The sequence below is a fragment of the Chachezhania antarctica genome, assembly GCF_003646465.1.
Lineage (GTDB): Bacteria > Pseudomonadota > Alphaproteobacteria > Rhodobacterales > Rhodobacteraceae > Chachezhania > Chachezhania antarctica.
On the sequence record NZ_QZEX01000001.1, the window covers coordinates 369,124 to 389,879 of the forward strand.

Annotated in this window: 19 protein-coding genes; 8 read left to right on the forward strand and 11 right to left on the reverse strand. The window is 65.4% G+C overall.

What is annotated here, in order from left to right; genetic code table 11:
* The first annotated feature begins 63 nt into the window (after positions 1-63).
* From D4754_RS01785 to D4754_RS01800, 4 genes are all read left to right on the forward strand, one after another.
* Positions 64-1,080 (forward strand): P1 family peptidase, encoded by a 1,017-nt coding sequence (locus D4754_RS01785; RefSeq protein ID WP_121061575.1) that lies wholly within the window; start codon positions 64-66, stop codon positions 1,078-1,080.
* 125 nt (positions 1,081-1,205) lie between these two features.
* Complete coding sequence (locus tag D4754_RS01790) at positions 1,206-1,628, forward strand: c-type cytochrome (RefSeq protein ID WP_121061033.1); 423 nt, start codon at positions 1,206-1,208, stop codon at positions 1,626-1,628.
* 88 nt (positions 1,629-1,716) lie between these two features.
* On the forward strand, positions 1,717-3,312 hold the full coding sequence (ggt, locus tag D4754_RS01795; protein ID WP_121061035.1) for a gamma-glutamyltransferase: 1,596 nt from the start codon (positions 1,717-1,719) through the stop codon (positions 3,310-3,312).
* Positions 3,313-3,526: 214 nt separating this feature from the next.
* Positions 3,527-4,351 (forward strand): isocitrate lyase/PEP mutase family protein, encoded by an 825-nt coding sequence (locus tag D4754_RS01800; protein ID WP_121061037.1) that lies wholly within the window; start codon positions 3,527-3,529, stop codon positions 4,349-4,351.
* A gap of 115 nt (positions 4,352-4,466) precedes the next feature.
* On the opposite strand, the gene D4754_RS01805 is transcribed toward D4754_RS01800, so the two are convergent.
* The 6 genes from D4754_RS01805 to D4754_RS01830 all read right to left on the reverse strand — a co-directional run bounded on the left by D4754_RS01805 (position 4,467) and on the right by D4754_RS01830 (position 9,664).
* Positions 4,467-5,018, reverse strand: coding sequence for a fasciclin domain-containing protein (locus tag D4754_RS01805; protein WP_121061039.1), 552 nt, complete (start codon positions 5,016-5,018; stop codon positions 4,467-4,469).
* Between the two features lie 123 nt (positions 5,019-5,141).
* Positions 5,142-5,846, reverse strand: a complete 705-nt coding sequence (locus D4754_RS01810; RefSeq protein ID WP_121061041.1) for an anti-sigma factor — start codon at positions 5,844-5,846, stop codon at positions 5,142-5,144.
* Complete coding sequence (locus D4754_RS01815) at positions 5,843-6,385, reverse strand: sigma-70 family RNA polymerase sigma factor (RefSeq protein WP_121061043.1); 543 nt, start codon at positions 6,383-6,385, stop codon at positions 5,843-5,845. Before D4754_RS01815 ends, D4754_RS01810 begins: the two co-directional genes overlap by 4 nt.
* Before the next feature lie 283 nt (positions 6,386-6,668).
* Positions 6,669-7,565: a cation diffusion facilitator family transporter gene (locus tag D4754_RS01820; RefSeq protein ID WP_163025743.1), complete on the reverse strand. Its 897-nt coding sequence runs from the start codon at positions 7,563-7,565 to the stop codon at positions 6,669-6,671.
* The gene (locus D4754_RS01825; protein WP_121061047.1) at positions 7,562-8,770 is read right to left on the reverse strand and encodes an HlyD family secretion protein; all 1,209 of its coding nucleotides are present in this window, start codon (positions 8,768-8,770) and stop codon (positions 7,562-7,564) included. Before D4754_RS01825 ends, D4754_RS01820 begins: the two co-directional genes overlap by 4 nt.
* A gap of 33 nt (positions 8,771-8,803) precedes the next feature.
* Positions 8,804-9,664 carry a cation efflux transmembrane domain-containing protein gene (locus tag D4754_RS01830; protein ID WP_163025744.1) on the reverse strand — a complete coding sequence of 287 codons (861 nt, stop codon included), beginning with the start codon at positions 9,662-9,664 and terminating at the stop codon, positions 8,804-8,806.
* A gap of 347 nt (positions 9,665-10,011) precedes the next feature.
* Here D4754_RS01830 and D4754_RS01835 point away from each other — a divergent pair, with 347 nt between their 5' ends.
* Entirely contained in the window at positions 10,012-11,169 is a 1,158-nt protein-coding gene (locus tag D4754_RS01835) for an acyl-CoA dehydrogenase family protein (protein WP_121061051.1), read from the forward strand.
* Positions 11,169-12,008, forward strand: coding sequence for an HTD2 family dehydratase (locus tag D4754_RS01840; protein WP_121061053.1), 840 nt, complete (start codon positions 11,169-11,171; stop codon positions 12,006-12,008). The genes D4754_RS01835 and D4754_RS01840 overlap by 1 nt, the downstream gene beginning before the upstream one ends.
* Before the next feature lie 27 nt (positions 12,009-12,035).
* Here D4754_RS01840 and D4754_RS01845 read toward each other — a convergent pair whose 3' ends face one another.
* From D4754_RS01845 to D4754_RS01865, 5 genes are all read right to left on the reverse strand, one after another.
* Positions 12,036-12,788, reverse strand: coding sequence for an iron ABC transporter ATP-binding protein (locus tag D4754_RS01845; RefSeq protein ID WP_121061055.1), 753 nt, complete (start codon positions 12,786-12,788; stop codon positions 12,036-12,038).
* Positions 12,785-13,732: an iron chelate uptake ABC transporter family permease subunit gene (locus D4754_RS01850; RefSeq protein ID WP_121061057.1), complete on the reverse strand. Its 948-nt coding sequence runs from the start codon at positions 13,730-13,732 to the stop codon at positions 12,785-12,787. The genes D4754_RS01845 and D4754_RS01850 overlap by 4 nt, the downstream gene beginning before the upstream one ends.
* Complete coding sequence (locus D4754_RS01855) at positions 13,719-14,678, reverse strand: ABC transporter permease (protein ID WP_121061059.1); 960 nt, start codon at positions 14,676-14,678, stop codon at positions 13,719-13,721. The genes D4754_RS01850 and D4754_RS01855 overlap by 14 nt, the downstream gene beginning before the upstream one ends.
* A gap of 81 nt (positions 14,679-14,759) precedes the next feature.
* Positions 14,760-15,650: a siderophore ABC transporter substrate-binding protein gene (locus tag D4754_RS01860; protein WP_121061060.1), complete on the reverse strand. Its 891-nt coding sequence runs from the start codon at positions 15,648-15,650 to the stop codon at positions 14,760-14,762.
* 11 nt (positions 15,651-15,661) lie between these two features.
* Positions 15,662-17,620 (reverse strand): TonB-dependent receptor domain-containing protein, encoded by a 1,959-nt coding sequence (locus D4754_RS01865; protein WP_121061062.1) that lies wholly within the window; start codon positions 17,618-17,620, stop codon positions 15,662-15,664.
* Between the two features lie 442 nt (positions 17,621-18,062).
* Between D4754_RS01865 and D4754_RS24540 the strand changes: the two genes are divergently transcribed.
* Together D4754_RS24540 and D4754_RS01875 are read left to right on the forward strand one after the other, a co-directional pair.
* Positions 18,063-19,205 (forward strand): calcium-binding protein, encoded by a 1,143-nt coding sequence (locus tag D4754_RS24540; protein ID WP_121061064.1) that lies wholly within the window; start codon positions 18,063-18,065, stop codon positions 19,203-19,205.
* Positions 19,206-19,588: 383 nt separating this feature from the next.
* The gene (locus tag D4754_RS01875; protein ID WP_121061066.1) at positions 19,589-20,638 is read left to right on the forward strand and encodes a calcium-binding protein; all 1,050 of its coding nucleotides are present in this window, start codon (positions 19,589-19,591) and stop codon (positions 20,636-20,638) included.
* The last annotated feature ends 118 nt before the right edge of the window (positions 20,639-20,756 follow it).

A 20,756-nucleotide genomic window follows, 5' to 3' on the forward strand; every position in this document is an offset into this window, starting at 1 on the left:
CGAACAGAAGGGGAGACGTGCCATGCGGCTGATGGATCAATTTACCGGCGGGTGCAGCATCTGATGCGTCCCGGTCCCAAGAACATGATCACCGATGTGCCGGGCCTTCTGGTCGGCAATGCCCATGACGCCGATCTGCGGTCGGGCACAACTGTCCTGATGCATGAATCGCACTCCCTCACCACCTCCTGCGCGATCCACGGCGGCGCCCCCGGCACGCGGGAGACAGCGCTGCTGGACCCCGAAAAATCGGTCGCGGCCGTCGATGCGATCGTGCTGTCGGGCGGGTCGACCTATGGCGTCGATGCCGCCAGCGGCGTCGTGGCTGGCCTGCGCGCGCAAGGCCGTGGCCTGCCGCTGCATCACCTGCACATCCCGCTCGTTCCCGCAGCCATCGTCTTCGACTTGCTGAATGGCGGTGACAAGAACTGGACCGATACCCCCTATCCCGCCCTCGGCCGCGCCGCGTTCGAGGCTGCCGGCCCCGATGTCCTGCTGGGCAGCCACGGGGCAGGCTACGGCGCCTTGTCGGGCACGCTGAAGGGGGGGTTGGGCTCCGCCTCCTACGTGATGGACGACGGAACCACCGTCGGCGCGCTGGTGGTGGTGAACGCCGTAGGCTCGGCCACTACGCCCGGGGAACGCCATTTCTGGGCCGCCCCGTTCGAGGTCGATGGGGAGTTCGGCGGCCTCGGCCCCGATCCCGTCACGGGGCAGGGACCGGGCTATGTCAGCCGCAAGCTCGCGGCCTTTGCGGAACACGCGAACACCACCATCGCCATTGTGGCGACCGACGCGACGCTGACCAAGTCGGAAGCCAAGCGCGTGGCCATCGCCGCCCATGACGGGATCGCCCGCGCCGTGGTGCCCGCGCATTTGCCCAGTGACGGAGACCTTGTCTTCGCCGTGTCCACCAACGCCCGCCCGGTGCCCAACGACGATTTCGGCCCGATGCGCCTTGGCGCCATCGGCCATGCCGCGGCGCTGTGCCTGGCGCGCGCCATCGCCCGCGGCGTCTTCGAGGCCAGCACGGTCGACGGGGACATCATGCCCACCTGGAAAAGCCTGAACGCCCAATAATACATGGCGCGTGCATCTTCGGTGCGGCGATCGGACCCGCACGTGATCCGGCCCGGAACCTCCCCAACCGCGGCTGTCCGCCCTATCTATGCCGGGCAAAGCATCCAGACCGAGGAGACTCAGCCATGACGTCCATCGCCAGGTTCGCAACGCTCGCCCTGACCGTCCTTGCCCTGCCGGCCTTCGCCGACGGCGATCCGGACAAGGGTGAACGCGGGTTCAACAAGTGCAAGGCCTGCCACAGCATCACCGCCGACAATGGCGACGTGATCGTGAAAGGCGGACGGGTGGGGCCGAACCTCTATGGCCTCTTCGGCCGCACCGCGGGCACCGTCGAGGATTACAGCTATTCCGAGTCGCTGGTGCAAGCCGGTCAGCAGGGTCTTGTCTGGGACGAGACCAACCTTGTCGAATACGCCGCCGACCCGCGGGAATTTCTGCGCACTTACCTCGACGATCCGAAGGCCAAGTCGAAGATGGCGATCAAGGTGAACCGGGGCGTCGACGACATCGCGGCCTACATCGCAAGCGTCGGTCCGCAGGGCTGAACGACCCGCGTGTCGGGTCATGCTTGCCGCGGGCGGGAAATTGGGGTTCTGTCGGCCCGATTTTCCCGCCCAGTGAAAGGCCCGTCCCATGCGCGATCTAGAACATCCCGGCCGCTCGCCGGTCCATGCCCCGCAGGCGATGGCCGCAACCTCGCATCCCCTGTCCACGCAGGCCGCGGTGGACGTGCTGCGCCGGGGCGGCAACGCGATGGATGCCGCCGTGGCCGCCTGCGCCGTGCAGGGCGTGGTGGAACCGGGATCGACAGGGATCGGCGGAGATTGCTTCTGCCTTTACGCCCCCGGCGGAAGCGACGAGGTGGTGGCCTTCAACGGTTCGGGCGCCGCGCCCACCGGCGCCACGCCGGACTGGTATGCCGCGCAGGGCATCACCGCGCTTGAACGCCAGACCCCGCATTCCGTGACCGTTCCCGGCGCCGTCGACGCGTGGACGCAATTGGTGCGCGACCATGGCTCGTGGTCTTTGGGCGATCTTCTTCAGCCCGCCATCGGCTATGCGCGCGACGGCTTCCCCGTGTCGCCCCGCGTGGCCTTCGATTTCGCGGGTCAGGAGGCGCTTCTGGCAAACGAGGCGAACTCTGCCGCGATGTTCCTGCCCAAGGGCCGCGCGCCGAAACCGGGCGAGGTGCTGCGCTTCCCCAAGCTGGCCGCCACGCTGGCCCGCATCGCCGAAGAGGGGCGCGAAGGCTTCTATTCCGGCCCGGTGGCCGAAGATATCGTGGGCTTCCTGCAATCCCGCGGCGGGCTGCACACGATGGAGGACTTCGCGAACCGGGTAGGCGATTACGTCACCCCGATCTCGGCCGACTTCCGGGGCTACACCGTTCACCAGTGTCCGCCGAACGGGCAGGGCGTGACGGCGCTGATGCTGCTGAACATCATGGCGGGCTTCGACATCGACCCGTCCGGGCCGATCACGCCCGAACGGATGCATCTTGAGATCGAGGCGGGAAGGCTGGCCTATCGCGACCGGAACCTCTTCGTGGCCGATCCGAAATTCTCGGACGTGCCAGTCGAAGGGCTTCTGTCCATGGCCCATGCCGATGCGCTGCGGGGCGCGATCGATCCGGCCCGCGCGCTGAAGGATCTGCCGCTCTTCACCGTGCCGCGGCATCCGGATACCGTCTACATCACGGTCGTCGACAAGGACCGGAACTGCTGCAGCTTCATCAACACGATCTTCAACGGCTTCGGCAGCGGCCAGACGGCGCCTGAGTCCGGCGTCATCCTGCAGAACCGGGGCATGGGCTTCGTTTTGGATGCGGATCACCCGAACTGCATCGCCCCGGGCAAGCGGCCGCTGCACACGATCATCCCCGGCATGGTCACGCGGAACGGACGCGCGGTGATGCCCTATGGCGTGATGGGCGGGCAGTACCAGGCCTTCGGGCACATGCAGTTCCTGACGGGGCTGCTGGATTTCGGGCTGGATATACAGGAAGCCATCGACCGACCGCGCTTCTTCCCCGATCCCTATTCGGGGCAGGTCGAGGTCGAAGGCACGATCCCTCAGGAGATGCGCGACGCTCTGACGGCCATGGGACACGATCTTGTGCGCCCCGGCTCTCCCATCGGCGGCGCGCAGGCGATCATGATCGATCCGGAGACGGGCATGCTGGTCGCAGGCTCCGACCCCCGCAAGGACGGGTGCGCCATCGGCTTCTAGGGCCCGAGCGGACGCATCGCACGCTTGGCGGGCCAGTCGGCAGCTCGGGCGTCGGGACCGCGCCTGTCGACGGCCCCGCCCACCCTCCCCGGTCGGAGGCGGGAGGCCCGCCTCCTCCCTTGCCGTCGACAGGCGCGGTGCCTGCCAATGTCAATTGTTCCCACTTTGTTCCTGCCGTGCTAGGCTTGTGCAGGTAACAAGGGAGACAGGGACCATGACCGATCAGACCGACCGCTACACCCGTTTCAAGGCACTGCATGAGGGCCCCGGTGCCTTTGTCATGCCGAACCCGTGGGATGCGGGATCGGCGCGGCTGCTTGCGGCGGCCGGGTTCGACGCGCTGGCCACCACCAGCGCGGGCTATGCGTTCTCCTCCGGCAAACCGGACATGGCGAACCTGCTGACCCGCGACGAGGTGCTGGCGAATGCGCGCCAGATCGTGGCGGCGACCGCCCTGCCCGTTTCGGCCGACTTGCAGAACGGGTTCGGCCATACGCCCGAGGACTGCGCCGCGTGCATCCGGGACGCCGCGACCACCGGGCTGGTCGGCGGTTCGATCGAGGATGCGCGCAGCGATCCCGACGATCCGATCTATGACCTCTCCCATGCCACCGACCGGATCCGCGCCGCGGCCGAGGCCGCGCGCGACCTGCCGTTCCTGCTGACCGCCCGCGCCGAGAACTACCTGTGGGGCCGGCCCGACCTGGCCGACACCATCGTGCGCCTGCAGGCCTTCGCCGAGGCCGGGGCGGATGTTCTCTACGCGCCGGGCCTGCCGGACATCGACACGATTGCAACCGTCTGCCGCGAGGTCGACCGGCCGGTGAACGTTGTCATGGGTCTCTCCGGCCCGGCGATTTCCGTGGCGGACCTGTCCCGCGCCGGCGTGCGGCGGATCAGCGTCGGCGGGTCGTTGTTCCGGACGGCGATGGGCGCGGTGCAGCGCGCGGCCGAGGAGATGAAGCGGGACGGGACGTTCACCTATGCTGCCGACGCCATCGCCGATGCCCGGATGATGGAGATCATGGGTGCACCGTGAAATGCGTGGCTGAACGGCCGGTTCCCTGAAAAAGTCAGCGCCGGCGCACAGGGGGCGCCGGCGCTGGTGCCGGACGGTCTGGGGGGCCGCCCGACCCGTCCTGGTTCCGGGACGGTTAGAATGGAACCAGAACGGTATCGACGACGTGAATCACGCCATTCGATTGACTGATATCGGTCATGGTGATCAGCCCGACGCTCCCGTGTTCGTCGCGCAGCCACAACTTGCCGTCGCGGGGCCGAAGCAGCAGGAAATCACCCGACACGGTGTACATCCGGTAACCTCCGTGGGCCGATGCGCGCGCCATTGCCGTCAGGATCGGAGAGCTCATCTTCCCGCGCACGACATGAGCGCCCAGAAGCCTGGCAAGCTCGCTCCGGTTGTCGGGATGCATCAGCGTCTGCATCCGTTGGGGCGAAAGCTTCGCGAAGGCTGCGTCGGCCGGGGCGAAGACGGTGAACGGTCCCGGTTCCTGCAGCAGCCGGGCGATGTCGGTCTGCGTCATCGCGGACACGAGGGTCGAAAAGCCCTCTGCCGCCTCCGCATTGTCAGTGATGGTCCGGCTCTGTGACATCGGCCAGTTCGGCACGGCCTGATCGGCGGCCAGAGCAGGCCCAGCCGCAGCGAGGGCCAGGCCAAGAAATGCACAGGCGATCCAGGATGTCATAGCACCTCCGTTCGATCAGGGCTGGAGGCCCTGAATCACCAGAAGACACGTGATGTTTGGAGGAGAAGTTTCAGACGACCCAAGGGAAAATTACAAGTCTATGAAAAAACGTGGTTAATTTTCCTAAATTCCTTCCAAGGGCGCCGCGGCAAGGACGGCTCCGGTCGGCTGGCCGGTGGGCGAACCGCCGGGCGGTTCGTCGCTGACGGCAAGCGTCAGGCCGGCGACACGGTCGGCGAGGTCGGCCGGGACGGCAAAGCGGGCGTCGGGATCATCCGGCAGAACGCCGATGGAGACGGGTAGGCTGTCGGGCGCGATCCCCCACAATTGCAGGGCGCGGCCGGCCTGTGCCTGGCCTTCGGTGCGGCGGATGACGATGGCGTCTTCGGCCGGGTCATAGGCCGCGACCAGGCGCAGGCTGTCATCCTGTGCCGACAGCTCGGCCACGTAAACCGGTGCTGCTGCGTCGGGTTCGGTGACGGGTGGGACCGGGGCCAGTGCGAACCACACGGCAGCCAGCGCGGCGGCCCCGGTGGCCAGTTGCCACGGCCATAGACGCCGCCAGACGGGCACGCGTTCATCCCCGAAAAGCCGTGCTTCAAGGGCGGCCTTCACGGCGGGGCGGGCGCGGGCTTCGACCACTTCCTCGTCGTAGACGGAAAGCTGAAGCCGCCATTCGGCGACGAGCGCGGCGAAGATCGGATCGGCGTTGAAGAGCTCCAGCGCCTCGTCCAGCGCCTCGCCTTCCAGAAGCCCCAGCGCGAGTTCACCCGCCAGGGCAACATCGCTCCCGCCGTCGTCCGGAATGTCGGTGAAGGGGTCGCTCATCTTTCCACACAGGCCCGCAGAGTCATCAGCCCCCGTCTGAGCCAGGTGCGGATGGTGTTGAGCGGAACCTCGAACCGTTCCGCCAGATCAGCATAGCTGAGACCTTCGAGATAGGCCAAACGGATCGCCGCGGCGCGGTCGGTCTGCAGTTCGGCAAGGCACTGCGTGACTCTCCGCGCAAGCGAGGCGGCTACCGTCGATTGTTCTGGTGTCGGGCCGGTGGCGGTGAGCGTGGCATCGTGATCGGCAAGGTTGTCGGCAGGCTTGCGCATGCGGGCACGGTCGATCGCCGTGTTGCGGGCAATCGTGATCAGCCACGTCATCGGGCTTGCCACGCCGCTGGTATAGCGGCCGGCATGGCTCCAGATTTTGACGTAAGCGTCCTGCATGGCATCCTCGGCGAGTGATCTGTCCTTCAAGACACGCAGGCAAACTCCCAGAAGTTTCGCGGACGTGGCATCGTACAGGTCGGAAAAGGCGGCGCGATCACCCAGGGCGACGCGGCTGATCATCGCTTCGATCCGTTCCAGGTCCGTCATCTGCAGTTCCGGTCTTCAGGGGTTGCATGACGGCACAGTGCGAACAGTTCCCGGCAACAGGGCGCTGTCAAGTGTCTCATACGCATAAGAGATTGCATCCTGACGTACCGTCCCTGGGCCTTCTTGCGGCGCCGTGACCGACCATTCGGCCGGGCGCACCGCCATAGGACGGTACGACGCCTGTGAACTCAAATGGGCCGGTCTTCTGACTTGTCCAGAAAATTTAAGACACATTCGATGCATAGCTTTAAAGCAAAGCCCGCAGGACATAACAACCTTGCCGTCATGCCGACGCTCCGACGGCCAGGCTCACGTCCACGCCGTCCGGCAGATCGGCCAGGGCCCGACGTATCTCCTCGGCCCCGGACGTGATGTCGTGCACCGTGTTGAAGGCATCGGGCCGGGCCACGATATCGACATAGACCACCGGCCCGCCACGGCGCATCCGCAGCGTTTCCAAAGCGTCAGGGGGCACGACGCGGGCGACGGCGTTGCGGATACTCTGGGCGAGATCGGGATCGGGCGGTTGGTCGAGCAGCGAGGATATGCCCGCGATCACCATCTTCAGGCCCCGACGTGTCATCAGGAAAGCCACCAGAACTGCGCCGATGGCATCGAAGGTCAGCACGATGACGGGGTCTTTCGCCAGAACCGACGCGGTGATGGTGACCTGCAGGATGGCCGAGCCCACCAGCGACCCGAACCGCGAGCTGATCTCTGCCGCCATCAGGCCGGGGCCATCCTTGCGGGCGGCGCGGGTCATCGCGTGCCAACCGATATAGTTGACCACGAGGTTCACGGCATTGATCAGCGCGCCGAAGGTCAGGCTGAGAGGGCTGGCCGGCGGGCCGTCATCGATGAAGGCATCGGCCACGGATTTCAGAACCCAGTACGCGCCCAGCAAAAGGCCCACGCCGACGACCGCGAAGATCAGGCGCTCCAGCTTGCCCGTGCCGTATTCGAAGGTGGTGAAGCGACCACGGTGGACGCCCAGCATCAGCCAGATGGTGTAGAAGTTGATCGACAGCAGCAGCACCGCGCGCGTCGCCTCGCTGAGCATCGCGAGAGAGCCACCGACGATGGCGATCAGGGCCAGCGTTGCGGTGATCGCGGTATCGGCGACCGTCGTCAGGATGAACGCCTTCTCCTGATGGCGTTGTTCGGGCGTGGGCGTCGTCACAGCCGCAGCCGGGCACGGATGATGTCGATCAGGCCGACATCCGGGAAACGGACATAGGCCGCGCGCCCCACCGGGCAACGCGGGAAATCGTCCAGCTCCGCGTCCAGGGTCAGAACCGCCTGTGCGACCCCCGGCAGACGCCCCTTGGCCAGCGCGGCCAGATCCGTCCGCCCCAGCGTCGCGGCCGAGCCGCGGACCAGCAGGACCGTGGCGTCGCGCGTCCGGTTCTCCCCTTCAAGGATCACATGGGCAGGGTCGCCCGTGTCGATCAGCGGCGCCTCGGCATCCGGCAGCGGCACGTCCACCAGCAGCACCCGGCAATCGACCCATTCGACGATGGGCGTTCCCGCCTGCACCGTGGCCTCGGGCGAGGTGAGGACCGACACGATCAGCGACCCCGGGGGCGCCTTGACCGTGCCATGGCTGAGATGCTCCAGCGTCTTCTCGGCGGTGGCGAGGCTTTGTTCTTCCTCGGCCAGTTCCGACAGCGCCTGGTGCAGTTCGTGGCTGACGCGCTGGGTTTCCATCGTCAGTTCGAACTCGCCATAGCGGAGCCAGTCCGGCGTCGATCCGTCGCCCGAGATGAAGATCCCCCGCTTCGCCGCGTTGCGCCGCAGCACGGCCGCTTTCAGTTCGGTTTCGATCTGTGCGCGGCGCGCCTTGGCCGTGGCCAGCCGCAACATCGCCTCGTCCAGCCCCTCCTGCGGATCCAGCCCGCGGGCGTTCAGTTCCTCGTGCCGCTGGGTGATCCGGTTCAGGACCGCGACGCGGTCATCGACGACCTCGCGTTCCGCGCGCAGGCTGGAGATGTCGGCTTCCAGCACGGTTTCGAAGATCGCGGCGAATTCATCCCGGTCGGCAAGGCGCTTGGTGTCCATCGTCGACAGCTCTTCCAGCCGCGATTCCGCCTCCTCCGCGCGGATCCGGGCCAGCACGACCTTCTGGTGCAGCATCTCGATGGATTGCTGTTCGGCCAGCAGCAGCGTGTTCTCTATGGTCGCGATCAGTCCGTCGTCGCCCACGATCTCGCCCACGGCGGGCAGGTCGCTGACGATCTGGCCGGCAATCGGGGCCACCGCACGGTCCGCCCATGTCGTCACCGCCGCGTCGCGCACCAGTGTCGACCGAAGGTAGGGCGCCACCATCACGCCGCAGTAGATCACCGCGGCAATGATGACGAGCGTGTAGATCCGTCTGGGGGGCATTGTGGTCTCCGGTGTCTTTCTCGGGTCAGGATTTTACTGTGACGGTTCGGGAACAAGGGTCAGGGACGTGACGGGCCGGACCGCGCGGGCGCCCAGCTGTTCCAGGATCGTCGCGCGGCCGGTGCGCAGGTTTTCGGCCGGGGTGAGGGGCGGCAGGGTCAACCGGATTTCGGCGGCGACGCCTTCGCCCACGGGCCGGGTGCGGATCGGGCCCAGACGGGCCTCGGGGAAGGCCGCGACCACCGCGCGGGCAATGTGATCGGACAGGCCGTCATCGGGACGCCGGTCGACGATATGGGGCAGGGTGCGCCGCAGCATCGACACGCCGCCGGCGATCATGAGCACCGCGACATAGACCGCCCCGAACGCATCCAGCCCGTTGGCCAGAACCGGGTCCTGCGCCAGTGCGGCGGCGGTCAGCGTCACCTGAAGCACCAGCGACGACCGCATCATCGTGACCCGCGCGGCATATTGAGACTGGAAGGTCTCGCCCCGGCGGTCGACAGGCAGGGAGCGCAGCGACAGCCAACCCATCACGTTGACGGCCGTGTTGACGGCATTGACCGCCGCGGCCAGGGCAAGGCCCAGCGGGCTGGCGGCAAGGCCGTGGCCCATGGCGCTTTCGATGGCGCCGCCGGCGATCAGGGGACCGCAGATCAGGAGCGCGACGCCGATCAGCATCGAGGCAAAGCGTTCAACCTTGTCGACGCCGAATTCGAACCGGGCCATCTTCCCGCGATGGTTCGCCCGCAAAAGCCACAACCCCACGACCGAGGCGGGCAGCATCAGGAGGCTGCGGATGGCCTCGCTTATCATGGTCAGCGAGCCCGACAGGAGCCCGGCAAGCGCCAAGGCCGTCGCGATCGCGACGTCGGCTGCGACGGGGCGTATCATCACCCGTTCCGTGTGCCGTTCCCCGGCTGTTGGTTGACGCATCGACACCGCGGCGGACCTCCGGAGCCAGCAATACAAAACGGCGACCCGGGCGCCAAGCCTGTTTGCGGGTGTCCCGCGTCGCGGAGCGGCATGGGGGCTCTGCCCCCGCCCGTGCCTGCGGCCCGGACTCCCCCGAGGTATTTCCGGACCAAAGAAGTTGGGATTCCCTGCTTCTTCTTTTCCCAAATACTCCCGCCGGAGGCGTCCTACGTCACGGCGTTGCCTGCCCTTCAGGAGTCCGGGCTTGTCGCCGCGAGCGGATCGGCGCTATCCCCATGGGCAGGCGAGAACGCGAAGGGGGACGCATGACCGATCCGGACGAATACCAGGATATCCGCGACGGTGTCCGCGCGCTCTGCGCCGAGTTTCCGCCCGAGTACCATCGCAAGGTCGATGCCGACCGCGCCTATCCGGACGCCTTCGTCGACGCGCTGACCCGGGCGGGCTGGATGGCGGCGCTGATCCCGAAGGACTTCGGCGGTTCGGGCCTTGGCCTGACGGAGGCCAGCGTGATCATGGAGGAAATCAACCGCGCGGGTGGCAATTCGGGCGCCTGCCACGGGCAGATGTACAACATGAACACGCTTGTCCGGCACGGCTCGGACGAACAGCGCCAGCGGATCCTGCCCAAACTGGCGTCGGGCGAGTTGCGGTTGCAGAGCATGGGCGTGACCGAGCCCACGACCGGGACCGACACGACGCAGCTGAAGACCACGGCCGTGAAGACAGGCGACCGATACGTCGTGAACGGGCAGAAGGTCTGGATCTCCCGCGTGCAGCACTCGGATTACATGATCCTGCTGGCGCGCACGACGCCGCTGGCCGAGGTCTCGAAGAAATCGGACGGGCTGTCGATCTTTCTTGTCGACATCGCTGACGCGATGAAGGGCGGGATGGACGTCAAACCCATTGCCAACATGGTCAACCACGAGACCAACGAGCTGTTCTTCGACAACCTCGAGATCCCGGAGGAGAACCTGATCGGCGAGGAAGGCAGGGGCTTCAAGTACATCCTGACCGGGCTGAACGCCGAACGCGATTTGATCGCGGCGGAATGCATTGGCGACGGCTACTGGTTCACCGACAAGGTCACCGCCTATGTCAGCGAACGGCAGGTCTTCGGGCGCCCCATCGGGCAGAACCAGGGCGTGCAGTTCCCGATTGCCGAGGCCTATATCGAAGTCGAGGCCGCGAACCTGATGCGCTACAAGGCCTGCGCGCTTTATGATGCCGGAAAGCCCTGCGGGGCCGAGGCGAACATGGCAAAGTACCTTGCCGCCAAGGCCAGTTGGGAGGCGGCGAACGCCTGTATCGAGTTCCACGGCGGCTTCGGGTTCGCCAATGAATACGACGTGGAACGCAAGTTCCGGGAAACGCGGCTGTACCAGGTGGCGCCGATTTCCACGAACCTGATCCTGTCCTACGTCGCCGAGCACGTGCTGGGCATGCCGAGGTCGTTCTGATGCAGGTCGATATCGATCATCTGCGCCAATGGATCGGGCGGGAGCAGGTAGAGGCAGAGCGGCTGAGCCGCACGCTTGTCCGCCAGTTCAACGCCACCTTCGACCGGCAATCGGGCGCGGAGGAGGGCGATATCGCGCCGCTTCTGATCCATTTCTGCCTGACCCAGCCCATCGCGCCCACGTCCGAGCTGGGCGATGACGGTCACCCGGCGCGCGGCGGGTTCCTGCCGCCGGTGCCCTTGCCCCGCCGCATGTGGGCAGGCGGGGCGTTTTCGTTTCAGGACGACATCCGCGTGGGGGAGATTGTCGAACGTCGCTCCACCATCCGGGACGTGGTGCTGAAGGAGGGCCGGACCGGGGTGCTGTGTTTCGTGACCGTGGAACACGAGATCCGCAGTGGAGGGAGGGACGTGCTGACCGAACGACAGGATATCGTCTACCGCGATGCGACGGCCCCCGGCGACACGGCCGGGCGGATGCCGGAACGCGCGTCAGAAGGCACGCACCGGACGGTGATCCGGCCCACCGCGCCGCTGCTGTTCCGCTACTCGGCGATGACCTTCAACGGGCACCGGATCCATTACGACAAGGCCTACGTGACCGAGGTCGAAGGCTATCCCGGGCTGATCGTCCACGGGCCGCTGCAGGCGACGCTGCTGGCGCAGATGGCGGCCGATATCCGGGGCGCGCGCCCGACGGCGTTCCGGTTCCGCAGCCTGTCGCCGTTGTTCGACAACGCCGATTTCAGCCTGAATGCCAGCGAGGACTGGGACGGCCTGAAGGTGTGGACGGCGCGGGCCGGTGGTCCGGTCGCGATGGAAGCCCGGGCTGAATGGTGAGCGTGCGGTGCGTGGGAACCACGCACCCTACACGAGGATCACGGGGCGGCCGGCCAGATGTTCGACCGTCGCGTCCGTGTTGAAGACGTCGCTCAGCAGCGTGGCGGTCACGATCTCGGCGGGCGGGCCTTGCGCCACGACGCGACCGCCGGACATGGCCACGATCCGGTCGGCATAGGCGCAGGCATAGTTCACGTCGTGGAGCACGATCAGAACGGTCCGGGCCTCGTCCCGGGCCAGTTCGACGAGGTGCCGCATCAGGCTGCGCGAGGCCGCGATGTCGAGGTTGTTCAAGGGTTCGTCCAGCAGCAAGTATCCGGAATCCTGGGCGTAGATCATCGCGATCAGCGCGCGCTGGCGCTGGCCGCCGGACAGGGTGTCGATCATGCGGGTGCGCAGGTCCTGCAGGTCGAACCGGGCGATGGCGCGGTCGATCATGGTGCGGCAGGCGTCGGTCGGGCGGCCCTTGCTGTGCGAGTAGCGGCCGAAGCCCACAAGCTGTTCGACGGTCAGGCGGGGGGCGATATCGACGCTCTGGGTCAGGATCGCGCGGGTGCGGGCCAGATCGTCGCCGCGCATCTGGCTCAGGTCGCGGTCTTCCACCGTGATGCGGCCGGATTGCAGCGGGATAAGGCGGGCGATCAGGGACAGAAGTGTCGACTTGCCCGCGCCGTTCGGCCCGATCAGCGCCGTCACCCCGCCCTTGGGCAGATCGAGCGAGACGTCGTGCAGGATCTTCACCCCGCCGATGGCATGGGAGATACCTTCGCACCGGATCATTTTGCTTTCCCCCTGAGGACAAGAAACAGGAATACCGCGCCGCCCAGAACGTCGACCACGACGGACAGCGGGGTAGAGAGGTGCAGCACGCGTTCCAGCACCGTTTGGCCGCCGACCAGCACGGTGATGGAGATCAGCGCCGCCGCGGGCAGAAGATACGCGTGGTAGGGCGTGGCCAGCACCCCATGGGCGAGGCTGACGACCAGAAGGCCAAGGAAGGCGACTGGACCCACGAAGGCCGTTGCCACCGCGACCAGCACCGCGACCAGCGTCAGCGCCTGGAACTGCCGCCGCCGCGGGGTTTCGCCAAGATCCAGCGCCACGTCGGTCCCCAGCGACACGATATCCAGCGCGCGGCGCATCCTCCACGCCAGCGCGACGGCGATGATTGTCACGGGGGCGGCGATCAGCAGCAGGTCGGTCTCGATGGTATTGAACCGGGCGTAGGAGGCGACCTGCAGCATGCTGTATTCGTTGGGGTCGATCATCCGTTGCAGGAAGCCGGTCAGTGACCGGAACAGCACGCCGAAGATGATGCCGGTCAGGATCATGCGCATGATGTCGGCGCGGGCCTGTACCAGCAGGGTGCCGAACAAAAGAAGCGACGCGCCGATCATCACCGCGCCGGAGGTCAGGAACACGCCTAGATGCGACCAGCCCACGACCTCGGCCCCGCCATAGAGGTAGATCGACGCGGTCATGATCAGCACGTAGAGCGCATCGAACCCCATGATAGATGGCGTCAGGATGCGGTTGAAGGTGATGGTCTGGAACAGCACCGTTGCCGTCGACACTGCCACCGCCACGATCACCAGCGCCGCCAGCTTTTCGCCCCGGAACGGTAGCAGGAAGCTCCACGGTGCTTTCGCACCCAGCGCCATGTAGCCCGCGGCCGACAACAGCGCGAGCAGGGCGAGGAGCGTCAGGACCTTACGGGGCGCCATGGGACGGCCGTGAATAGAGAAGCCACAGGAACACCGCCGTGCCGATCACGCCGAAGACGGTGCCGACGGGGATTTCGAACGGATAGCGGATCAGCCGGCCAAGGATGTCGGATGCCAGCATCGCACCCGCGCCCCAGAACGCGGTCAGGGGCAGGGTGCCGCGCAGGTGGTCGCCGTACAGGCGGGACACGATGTTGGGTACGACAAGGCCGACGAAGGGGATCATGCCGACCGTGACCACCGTCAGCGCCGTGGTGATCGAGACGCTGAGCAACCCGAGCAGCAGCACGAGATCGTAGTTGAGGCCAAGGTTGATGCTGACCGACTTGCCCATGCCGGCAATGGCAAACTGGTCGGCCACGACGTAGCTGAGCACGGTGACGATGGCGGCGATCCACAAAAGCTCGTACCGGCCCGCCAGCACGCCCGAGAATTCGCCGTTGATCCAGACCTCGATGTACTGAAGCAGATCGGTCTGCCACGCGATGAAGGTGACGATGGCCAGCACAAGTGCGCCGTAGATCAGGGCGACAAGCGGGATCAGCAGCGGTTGTGTCGCGGGCAGGCGGCGGACCATGGCAAGAAACAGCAGGCTGGAGGCAAGGGCCGCGATGGCCGCGAAACCCATTCGCGCGATGATCGGCGCCTCGGGGAACAGCAGCGTCGCGACCAGCACCCCAAGGGCTGCGCCTTGTCCGGTGCCGGCGGTCATCGGCTCGACAAAGCGGTTGCGAACCAGCATCTGCATGATCGCGCCTGACACGGCCAGTGCCGCGCCCGCGATCACCACGGCGAAGCTGCGTGGCAGGCGGCTGACCGTCATCACATGCCAGACGTCTCCGCCTTGCCGCAGGTCGATCACGCCGACGAGCAGGGACAGGACGAACAGCCCTGCCAGCCCGAGAAGGCTGAGCGCGAGGCGCAAGTGTGTACCCCGAAGCGACATCAGCTGGAGCGTGCCAAGACAGGCCCGCACCCGGCCCGCAGGCGGCCCGGGGAACTGCACGTCACCGAAGATTCCAAAGGTTCAGCCGTCACCGAAAGTGTCTATGAACTGGTCCAGAATACGGTTCATCGACTGGATCCCGCCGCCGGCGATGTAAAGCGCGCCGCTGTCGACGTAGACGACATTGCCGGTCTTCCACGCGGTCGTGTCCCGCACCAGCGCGTTGTCCAGCGTCGTCCGGGCGCTTTCCCCTTCGCGGCCGATGGCGACCAGCCGGTCGATCACGATCAGGATGTCGGGGTCGGCCTCCTTGATGAACTCGAAGCTGATCGCCTCGCCATGGGTGGTCTGTTCGACGCCGTCGATGACCTCGGGCAGATCCAGCGCGGTGTGCAGCCAGCCGAACCGGCCGCCGGCGCCATAGGCCGATACCTTGGGCCCGTTCGTCATCACGATCAGCGCCTTGCCCTTTCCGGCCACGGCCGCTTTCGCCGCTTCCAGCTTGGTTTCGAAGTCCGCGCGCAGGGCCGTGGCCTCGGCTTCCTTCCCGAAGATCTTGCCATAGGCGTCCAGCCGCGCCAGCCCTTCGCCCACGGCATCATCCCAGATCGTCATGTCGAGCGTCGGCGCCATCCGGGCCAGCTGCGGCACGGCCTTTTGCGACCGTCCGCCGGCGATGATCAGGTCGGGGCCAAGGGCTGCCACGGCCTCCATGTCGGGCTCGAAGAGCGACCCTACGACCGTGGCGTCTCCGGCTGTCTCCTCGACATATGGCAGGTAGAGCGGCGCGACCGCGCCATCGGCCGTGATCCCCAGCGCGCCCAGCGTATCGAGCGCGGCGATGTCGAAGACGGCGATGGTATCAGGATTGGTTTCCACCTCCACCGGACCGTCGAACGTGTCGACGGTCACGGTGTCGGCCAACGCGGGCGCTGCCACGACCGAAAGCGCAAGCAGGATCGAGCGTAGCATGACCGTCCTCCTCAGAACGTCAGCGTTGCACGGACCGACACGGACCGGCCGGGCTGGTAGAGCGGGATGAGCCCTTCGCTCACGAACTCCTGCCCGTAAGTGGCGCGGTCGGTGTAAAGCTCGTCGAACAGGTTATCGACCTGCAGGCGCAGCTTGAGGTTTCCGTAAGCGGCCGGAACGTATTCCACGAAGGCGTTCACGGCCTGGTAGCCGGGCAGCGGATCGGCAGGGTCACCGTCATAGAAGCCGTCTTCCTCGAACGCGATCTGGGCGTCGGCGCCGAACAGCAGGCCGGTGTTGGGCACACTTTGCAGCACTTCCACCGTCATCTGGCGGCCCAGCGGCGTCGTCAGGTAACGGCCTAGGTAGGAATCGGCGTGGGAGCCGTCGACCGTGCTGTCGATGTCGGCATAGCCCAGCCGGACAAAACCCGATCCCCAGTTGTAGCCTGCCTTCACTTCATAGCCTTCGGATTCCATGTCGGCGGTCACGGCGGGGCCGGCGCGATAGCTGGGTGCGCGGGCGTCCTTGATGCTGGTCTGAAACAGACGGCCGCTCAGGCTCCATGGTCCGGAATCGTAGGATGCCGCAAGGAAGTAGTTGTCGGACGTCACCGGTTCGATCCCGTCCGACGGGTAGACCCAGGCCGGGTTCATGATGAAGTTTTCCGCCAGCGCGATCCCGCCCCAGACACGGGACGCGCCTGCGCCCACCGAAAACGCATCGGTCACGGCATATTCGACCGCTGCGTTCCCCGAGAGCCCGGAGTTATCGTACGTCGTGCCATCGGTGCCGGTGAAGCTTTGCATGTCGCCGCGAAGACCGGCGGTCACGCGAAGCCGGTCGGTGGGATCCAGCCGCGCCTGGGCGAACAGCCCGACGTTTTCGGCCTTCTCGTTCGGGGTCATCGAGTCTGACGGTGTGGTCAGGCTGGTGTAGTCGAGCTGCGCATCATCGGAGTAGAAATCGAGACCGGCGGTGATTGTGCCGATGGGCAGTGTAAACCGGTTCTGGAACACGCCGTTGTAGCTGTCGGTCTTGCCTTTGCCGATGTCGCTGTCGGTGGGCAGGTACAGATCGGTGGAACTGTAGGCGATCAGGAACTTCGGGTCCCAGTAGGCCGTGGGATCTACCGTGGTGTAGTTGAACACGATGTTTTCGCGCTGCAGGTCATAGCGCCGGGTCATCAGCACGCCGTCGGACGATTGCATGTCGGCCCGGAACGGGCGCAGATCGTCGTCGCGCACGGTTTCGTAGCTGAACTCGAACCGCCCGCCGTTTTCGGTTTCGTAGGCGAACTTGCCCAGCCCGCTGGACATCCCGGTGCCCGAGCCGAGGATATCGTTCCCGTCACCATCCACCTGCGTGCCGCCGGTGGCATACTTGCCGGATAGCAGCGCCTCGAACCCGCCATGGCGGGTCATCAGCGTGAGGCTGTTGGAAAAGACGTGGCCGTTCGACTGGTACTCGGTCGAGAACAGGCCGCCGAAGGTAAGGCCCGGGGCCAGCAGATCATCGACATCCTTGGTTTCGAAGGCAATCGCGCCGCCAAGCGCGCCGGGCCCTGCATCGGCCGGCGCCACGCCGGGGTCGACGCGGACGCGCTTAAGCAGTTCGGGATCGATGTAGGTGGTGGCGTTGTGGTGGAAGATCTTGTTGTTCTGCCGCGCGCCGTCGATGGTGACCGACAGGTTGTTTTCCTCGACCCCGTCAACATAGAGCTTCTGCGAAATCGGCAGCGAGCTTCCTACGGAAACGGCGGGTTCGTTCTTGAACACGTCGCGCAGGTCGGTCGGTTCGATGATCTCAAGATCTTCGCCGTCCACGTTGACCTCGTTCAGGTCACCGGCGCCGGCGTAATCGATCACGATCTGGCCGAGGTAAAATGGGTCGGTGTCCTGCGCCATGGCGGTGCTGGCACAGGTCAGGGCGAGAATCGAGGAACAGTAGAACAGGGTGCGCAAGATCATCCTCCAGCCCCACGGGGGCGGCTTTGGCCAAATGTCGGTTTGATGGCTGGCGGGATGCTGGCAGGTCTTCGGTGACGGACGGAACCGGCAGTCACCGGGTGCAGTGCCTACAGGATCGCCCCGGGAAGGAGAAGCCGGGAGGCGGTACAGCGGTCGTCGGTGATGCCGGAATGCTACATTTCCGACAGTTATCTTCAGATAAAGATTGTTGAGAATTTACAAGCTAATTCATACTGATGGAAATTCTTGACAATTTCTATAAGATTTCCTAGCACTGCCGCAGCAAGGCGGAGGCCCGGATATGAACCGGGTTCGCGCGGGCACCGCGTACCACCCACCCAGCGGACATATCAATCACAATACCAGTCGAACGGCATGACACCCGTTCGCAACTGACCCCTGCATTCGCCTTATCGGCAGACCAGGCAGGACAGGAGATGTCATGACCACCACGATCAGAACCCGCACCGGCGCCGCGACCGATTTCTTCGCCTACGTGCAGTCCTTCAATAACAATTTCGAATCCGCGGGCCGGGGCGTCTTTTCGAACGGGCTTTCGGGCGACTATGGCGCCTCGGCCGCGCCGGTCAGCGAAACGCCGGCCCCGGGCGCGCTGGGGTACATCATCCGTGACAATGTCGTCTACGACTTCAACACGCACACGCTGTCGGGCACTGTCAGCCAGGTCGTCTTCGGCAGCGGCGAATACTACACCGACATCGGGGGCGGCAGCGTCGCGCTGGACATGTCGGCGCCAGCCTACACGGTCGATCTGTCGCCGTCGATCACCGGTGACGCGGCCGTCGACGTGATCTACGGCATGCTGGATCTTGGCGGCGCATCGAACGGCGAGGTCCAAACCCTGCTGGACAACATGATCCCGGACGATGTCGCGTTCTACGGCGCCGGCGGTGACGATGTCTTCACGGGGACCGACAATGCCGATATGCTGAAAGGCAAGGGCGGCGACGACACCCTGTACGGTGGCAAGGGCGCAGACGACATTTACGGCGGCAATGGCGACGACACGCTCTACGGCAACGGCGGGTCCGACACGATCAATGGCGGCAAGGGCGACGATACGATTTACGGCGGCAACGGTTCCGACACGATCTTCGGCGGCAACGGTTCCGATACCATCTATGGCGGCAAGGGCAACGATACGATCAAGGGCGGCAAGAGCGCCGACACGATCTATGCGGCCAACGGCGCGGACACGGTCTTCGGCGGCGGCGGTGCCGATGTGATCTTTGGTGGCAATGGCAAGGACACGATCGACGGTGGCAAGGGTCACGACGTGATCAACGCCGGCAGCGGCATCAATACGGTGACCGGCGGCAAGGGTGCCGACGATTTCGTGTTCTCCGGATCGTTCAAGAAGACAACGATCACGGATTTCGGGCGCGGCAATGACGAGCTGGACTTTTCCGACTTCGGCGAAGCCACCACCTTTGCCGAGTTCAAGGATGCGTCGCAAGAGCGGGGCGGCAACGTCGTCTACGACATGGACGGCGACGGCCTGAACAAGATCGTTCTGCTGGACACCACTATGGACGACCTGTCCGCGTCCGACTTCATCTTCTGATACGCATCGGGGCGGTCCGATATCGGGCCGCCCTCCTGCCCCGCCGCGCGGGTGGAAACTCGCGCGGTACCGGCAGATTGCTTCGGGCGCAAACGCCGGTGCGCCGGTGATGCCCGACCCCCCCCAAGCTGAAATCGCATGACGTGGTGGCGCTTCTTGGAAAGCGCCGGTGCGATGATGATTATTGGTGACGTCAAAACGTCTGGCTGATACTCCGCAGAAGGCCCAACGGTGGGTCCTGAGCGGACGCCGGTCCCTCGCATCGTTGGCCTGAAGTCGTTTCTGCTCATTCTTTCGAAATTCCATTCGGTCGGCATGGCACCCGTTCCGCCGCTGACCTCGGCAATCACCTGACTGGCATTTCGGTCAGGACAGGAGACGTGATGACCACAACGATCACCACCAACAGAAATTCCGTCACCGATTTCACGGCATATCTCTATTCCTTCAACGAGGACTTCACCCCCAGGGACAAGGCGTTCTACGAGACCACGCGGGCCGGCGAATTCTACGGCGTTATTGCCGGATCTGCCGCGAACATCGGAGACACGGTGCGCCCGAACGCGATGGGCTATCTCATGGGTGATGCTGTCGGCTCCATCGGGACGTTGCAGACGATCAGCCGGGTCGCATTCGGCGATGGCGTGTATTCCACCCGCAACGATCTGAAAATGTCGATTCCCAGCTATACCGTCGAATTCTCGCCCGAGATCGGCGGTGCCATAGCCGGCTTCATGCGTTTGATCGTGGAGAGACTGGGCGATGCCACGAACAAGGATATGGCGTTTCTGCTAAACTCGATGCTGCGGACCGACGTGATTTTCCACGGTGCTGGCGGCAATGACGTCTTCCGGGCGACGGACGAGGCCGATATCCTCGACGGCAAGGCGGGCGCCGACACCCTGTACGGCGGCAAGGGCGCCGACGAGATCCTGGGCGGCAAGGGCGGGGATTCCCTGTTTGGCGGCAACGGCCACGACACGATCAACGGACAGAAGGGCTCCGATACGGTGTCCGGTGGCAAGGGCAATGACACGATCCAAGGTGGCAACGGCCGGAACACGCTTTCCGGCGGCGCGGACGATGACATGATCCATGGCGGTGCCGGCGCCGACACTATCCATGGCAACATCGGTGCCGACACCTTGAATGCGGGCGGCGGCGTGAACACCGTGACCGGTGGCAAGGGGGCCGACCACTTCGTGTTCACCGCAACGTTCAAGAAGACCGTCATCACGGACTTCGGGCGTGGCGGCGACCAGCTCGATTTCTCGGGCTTCGCCGGACAGGCAAAGAACTTCGACCAGTTCAAGACTGCCTCGATCGAGCGCGACGGCAAGGTCATCTACGACAGGGGCGGCGATGACCAGAACAAGATCGTTCTGCTCGACACCACGCTGGACGACCTGTCCGCGTCCGACTTCATCTTCTGAGATTCAAGGGTGGTCCGACATCGGGCCGCCCCGGTGCGCGTTCCGGATGCCGGTTCGCGAATGCAGATCCGATAAAACAGAGCGACGAAAACCCTGTGATATCCCGGCACGGTTTCAC

Excerpts from the sequence above, each read along its gene's own strand:
- D4754_RS01785 (WP_121061575.1), top strand. The coding sequence starts at position 64 with ATGCGTCCCGGTCCCAAGAACATGATCACCGATGTGCCGGGCCTTCTG.
- D4754_RS01790 (WP_121061033.1), top strand. The coding sequence starts at position 1,206 with ATGACGTCCATCGCCAGGTTCGCAACGCTCGCCCTGACCGTCCTTGCC.
- ggt (WP_121061035.1), top strand. The coding sequence starts at position 1,717 with ATGCGCGATCTAGAACATCCCGGCCGCTCGCCGGTCCATGCCCCGCAG.
- D4754_RS01800 (WP_121061037.1), top strand. The coding sequence starts at position 3,527 with ATGACCGATCAGACCGACCGCTACACCCGTTTCAAGGCACTGCATGAG.
- D4754_RS01805 (WP_121061039.1), bottom strand. The coding sequence starts at position 5,018 with ATGACATCCTGGATCGCCTGTGCATTTCTTGGCCTGGCCCTCGCTGCG.
- D4754_RS01810 (WP_121061041.1), bottom strand. The coding sequence starts at position 5,846 with ATGAGCGACCCCTTCACCGACATTCCGGACGACGGCGGGAGCGATGTT.
- D4754_RS01815 (WP_121061043.1), bottom strand. The coding sequence starts at position 6,385 with ATGACGGACCTGGAACGGATCGAAGCGATGATCAGCCGCGTCGCCCTG.
- D4754_RS01825 (WP_121061047.1), bottom strand. The coding sequence starts at position 8,770 with ATGCCCCCCAGACGGATCTACACGCTCGTCATCATTGCCGCGGTGATC.
- D4754_RS01830 (WP_163025744.1), bottom strand. The coding sequence starts at position 9,664 with ATGATACGCCCCGTCGCAGCCGACGTCGCGATCGCGACGGCCTTGGCG.
- D4754_RS01835 (WP_121061051.1), top strand. The coding sequence starts at position 10,012 with ATGACCGATCCGGACGAATACCAGGATATCCGCGACGGTGTCCGCGCG.
- D4754_RS01840 (WP_121061053.1), top strand. The coding sequence starts at position 11,169 with ATGCAGGTCGATATCGATCATCTGCGCCAATGGATCGGGCGGGAGCAG.
- D4754_RS01845 (WP_121061055.1), bottom strand. The coding sequence starts at position 12,788 with ATGATCCGGTGCGAAGGTATCTCCCATGCCATCGGCGGGGTGAAGATC.
- D4754_RS01850 (WP_121061057.1), bottom strand. The coding sequence starts at position 13,732 with ATGGCGCCCCGTAAGGTCCTGACGCTCCTCGCCCTGCTCGCGCTGTTG.
- D4754_RS01855 (WP_121061059.1), bottom strand. The coding sequence starts at position 14,678 with ATGTCGCTTCGGGGTACACACTTGCGCCTCGCGCTCAGCCTTCTCGGG.
- D4754_RS01860 (WP_121061060.1), bottom strand. The coding sequence starts at position 15,650 with ATGCTACGCTCGATCCTGCTTGCGCTTTCGGTCGTGGCAGCGCCCGCG.
- D4754_RS01865 (WP_121061062.1), bottom strand. The coding sequence starts at position 17,620 with ATGATCTTGCGCACCCTGTTCTACTGTTCCTCGATTCTCGCCCTGACC.
- D4754_RS24540 (WP_121061064.1), top strand. The coding sequence starts at position 18,063 with ATGACCACCACGATCAGAACCCGCACCGGCGCCGCGACCGATTTCTTC.
- D4754_RS01875 (WP_121061066.1), top strand. The coding sequence starts at position 19,589 with ATGACCACAACGATCACCACCAACAGAAATTCCGTCACCGATTTCACG.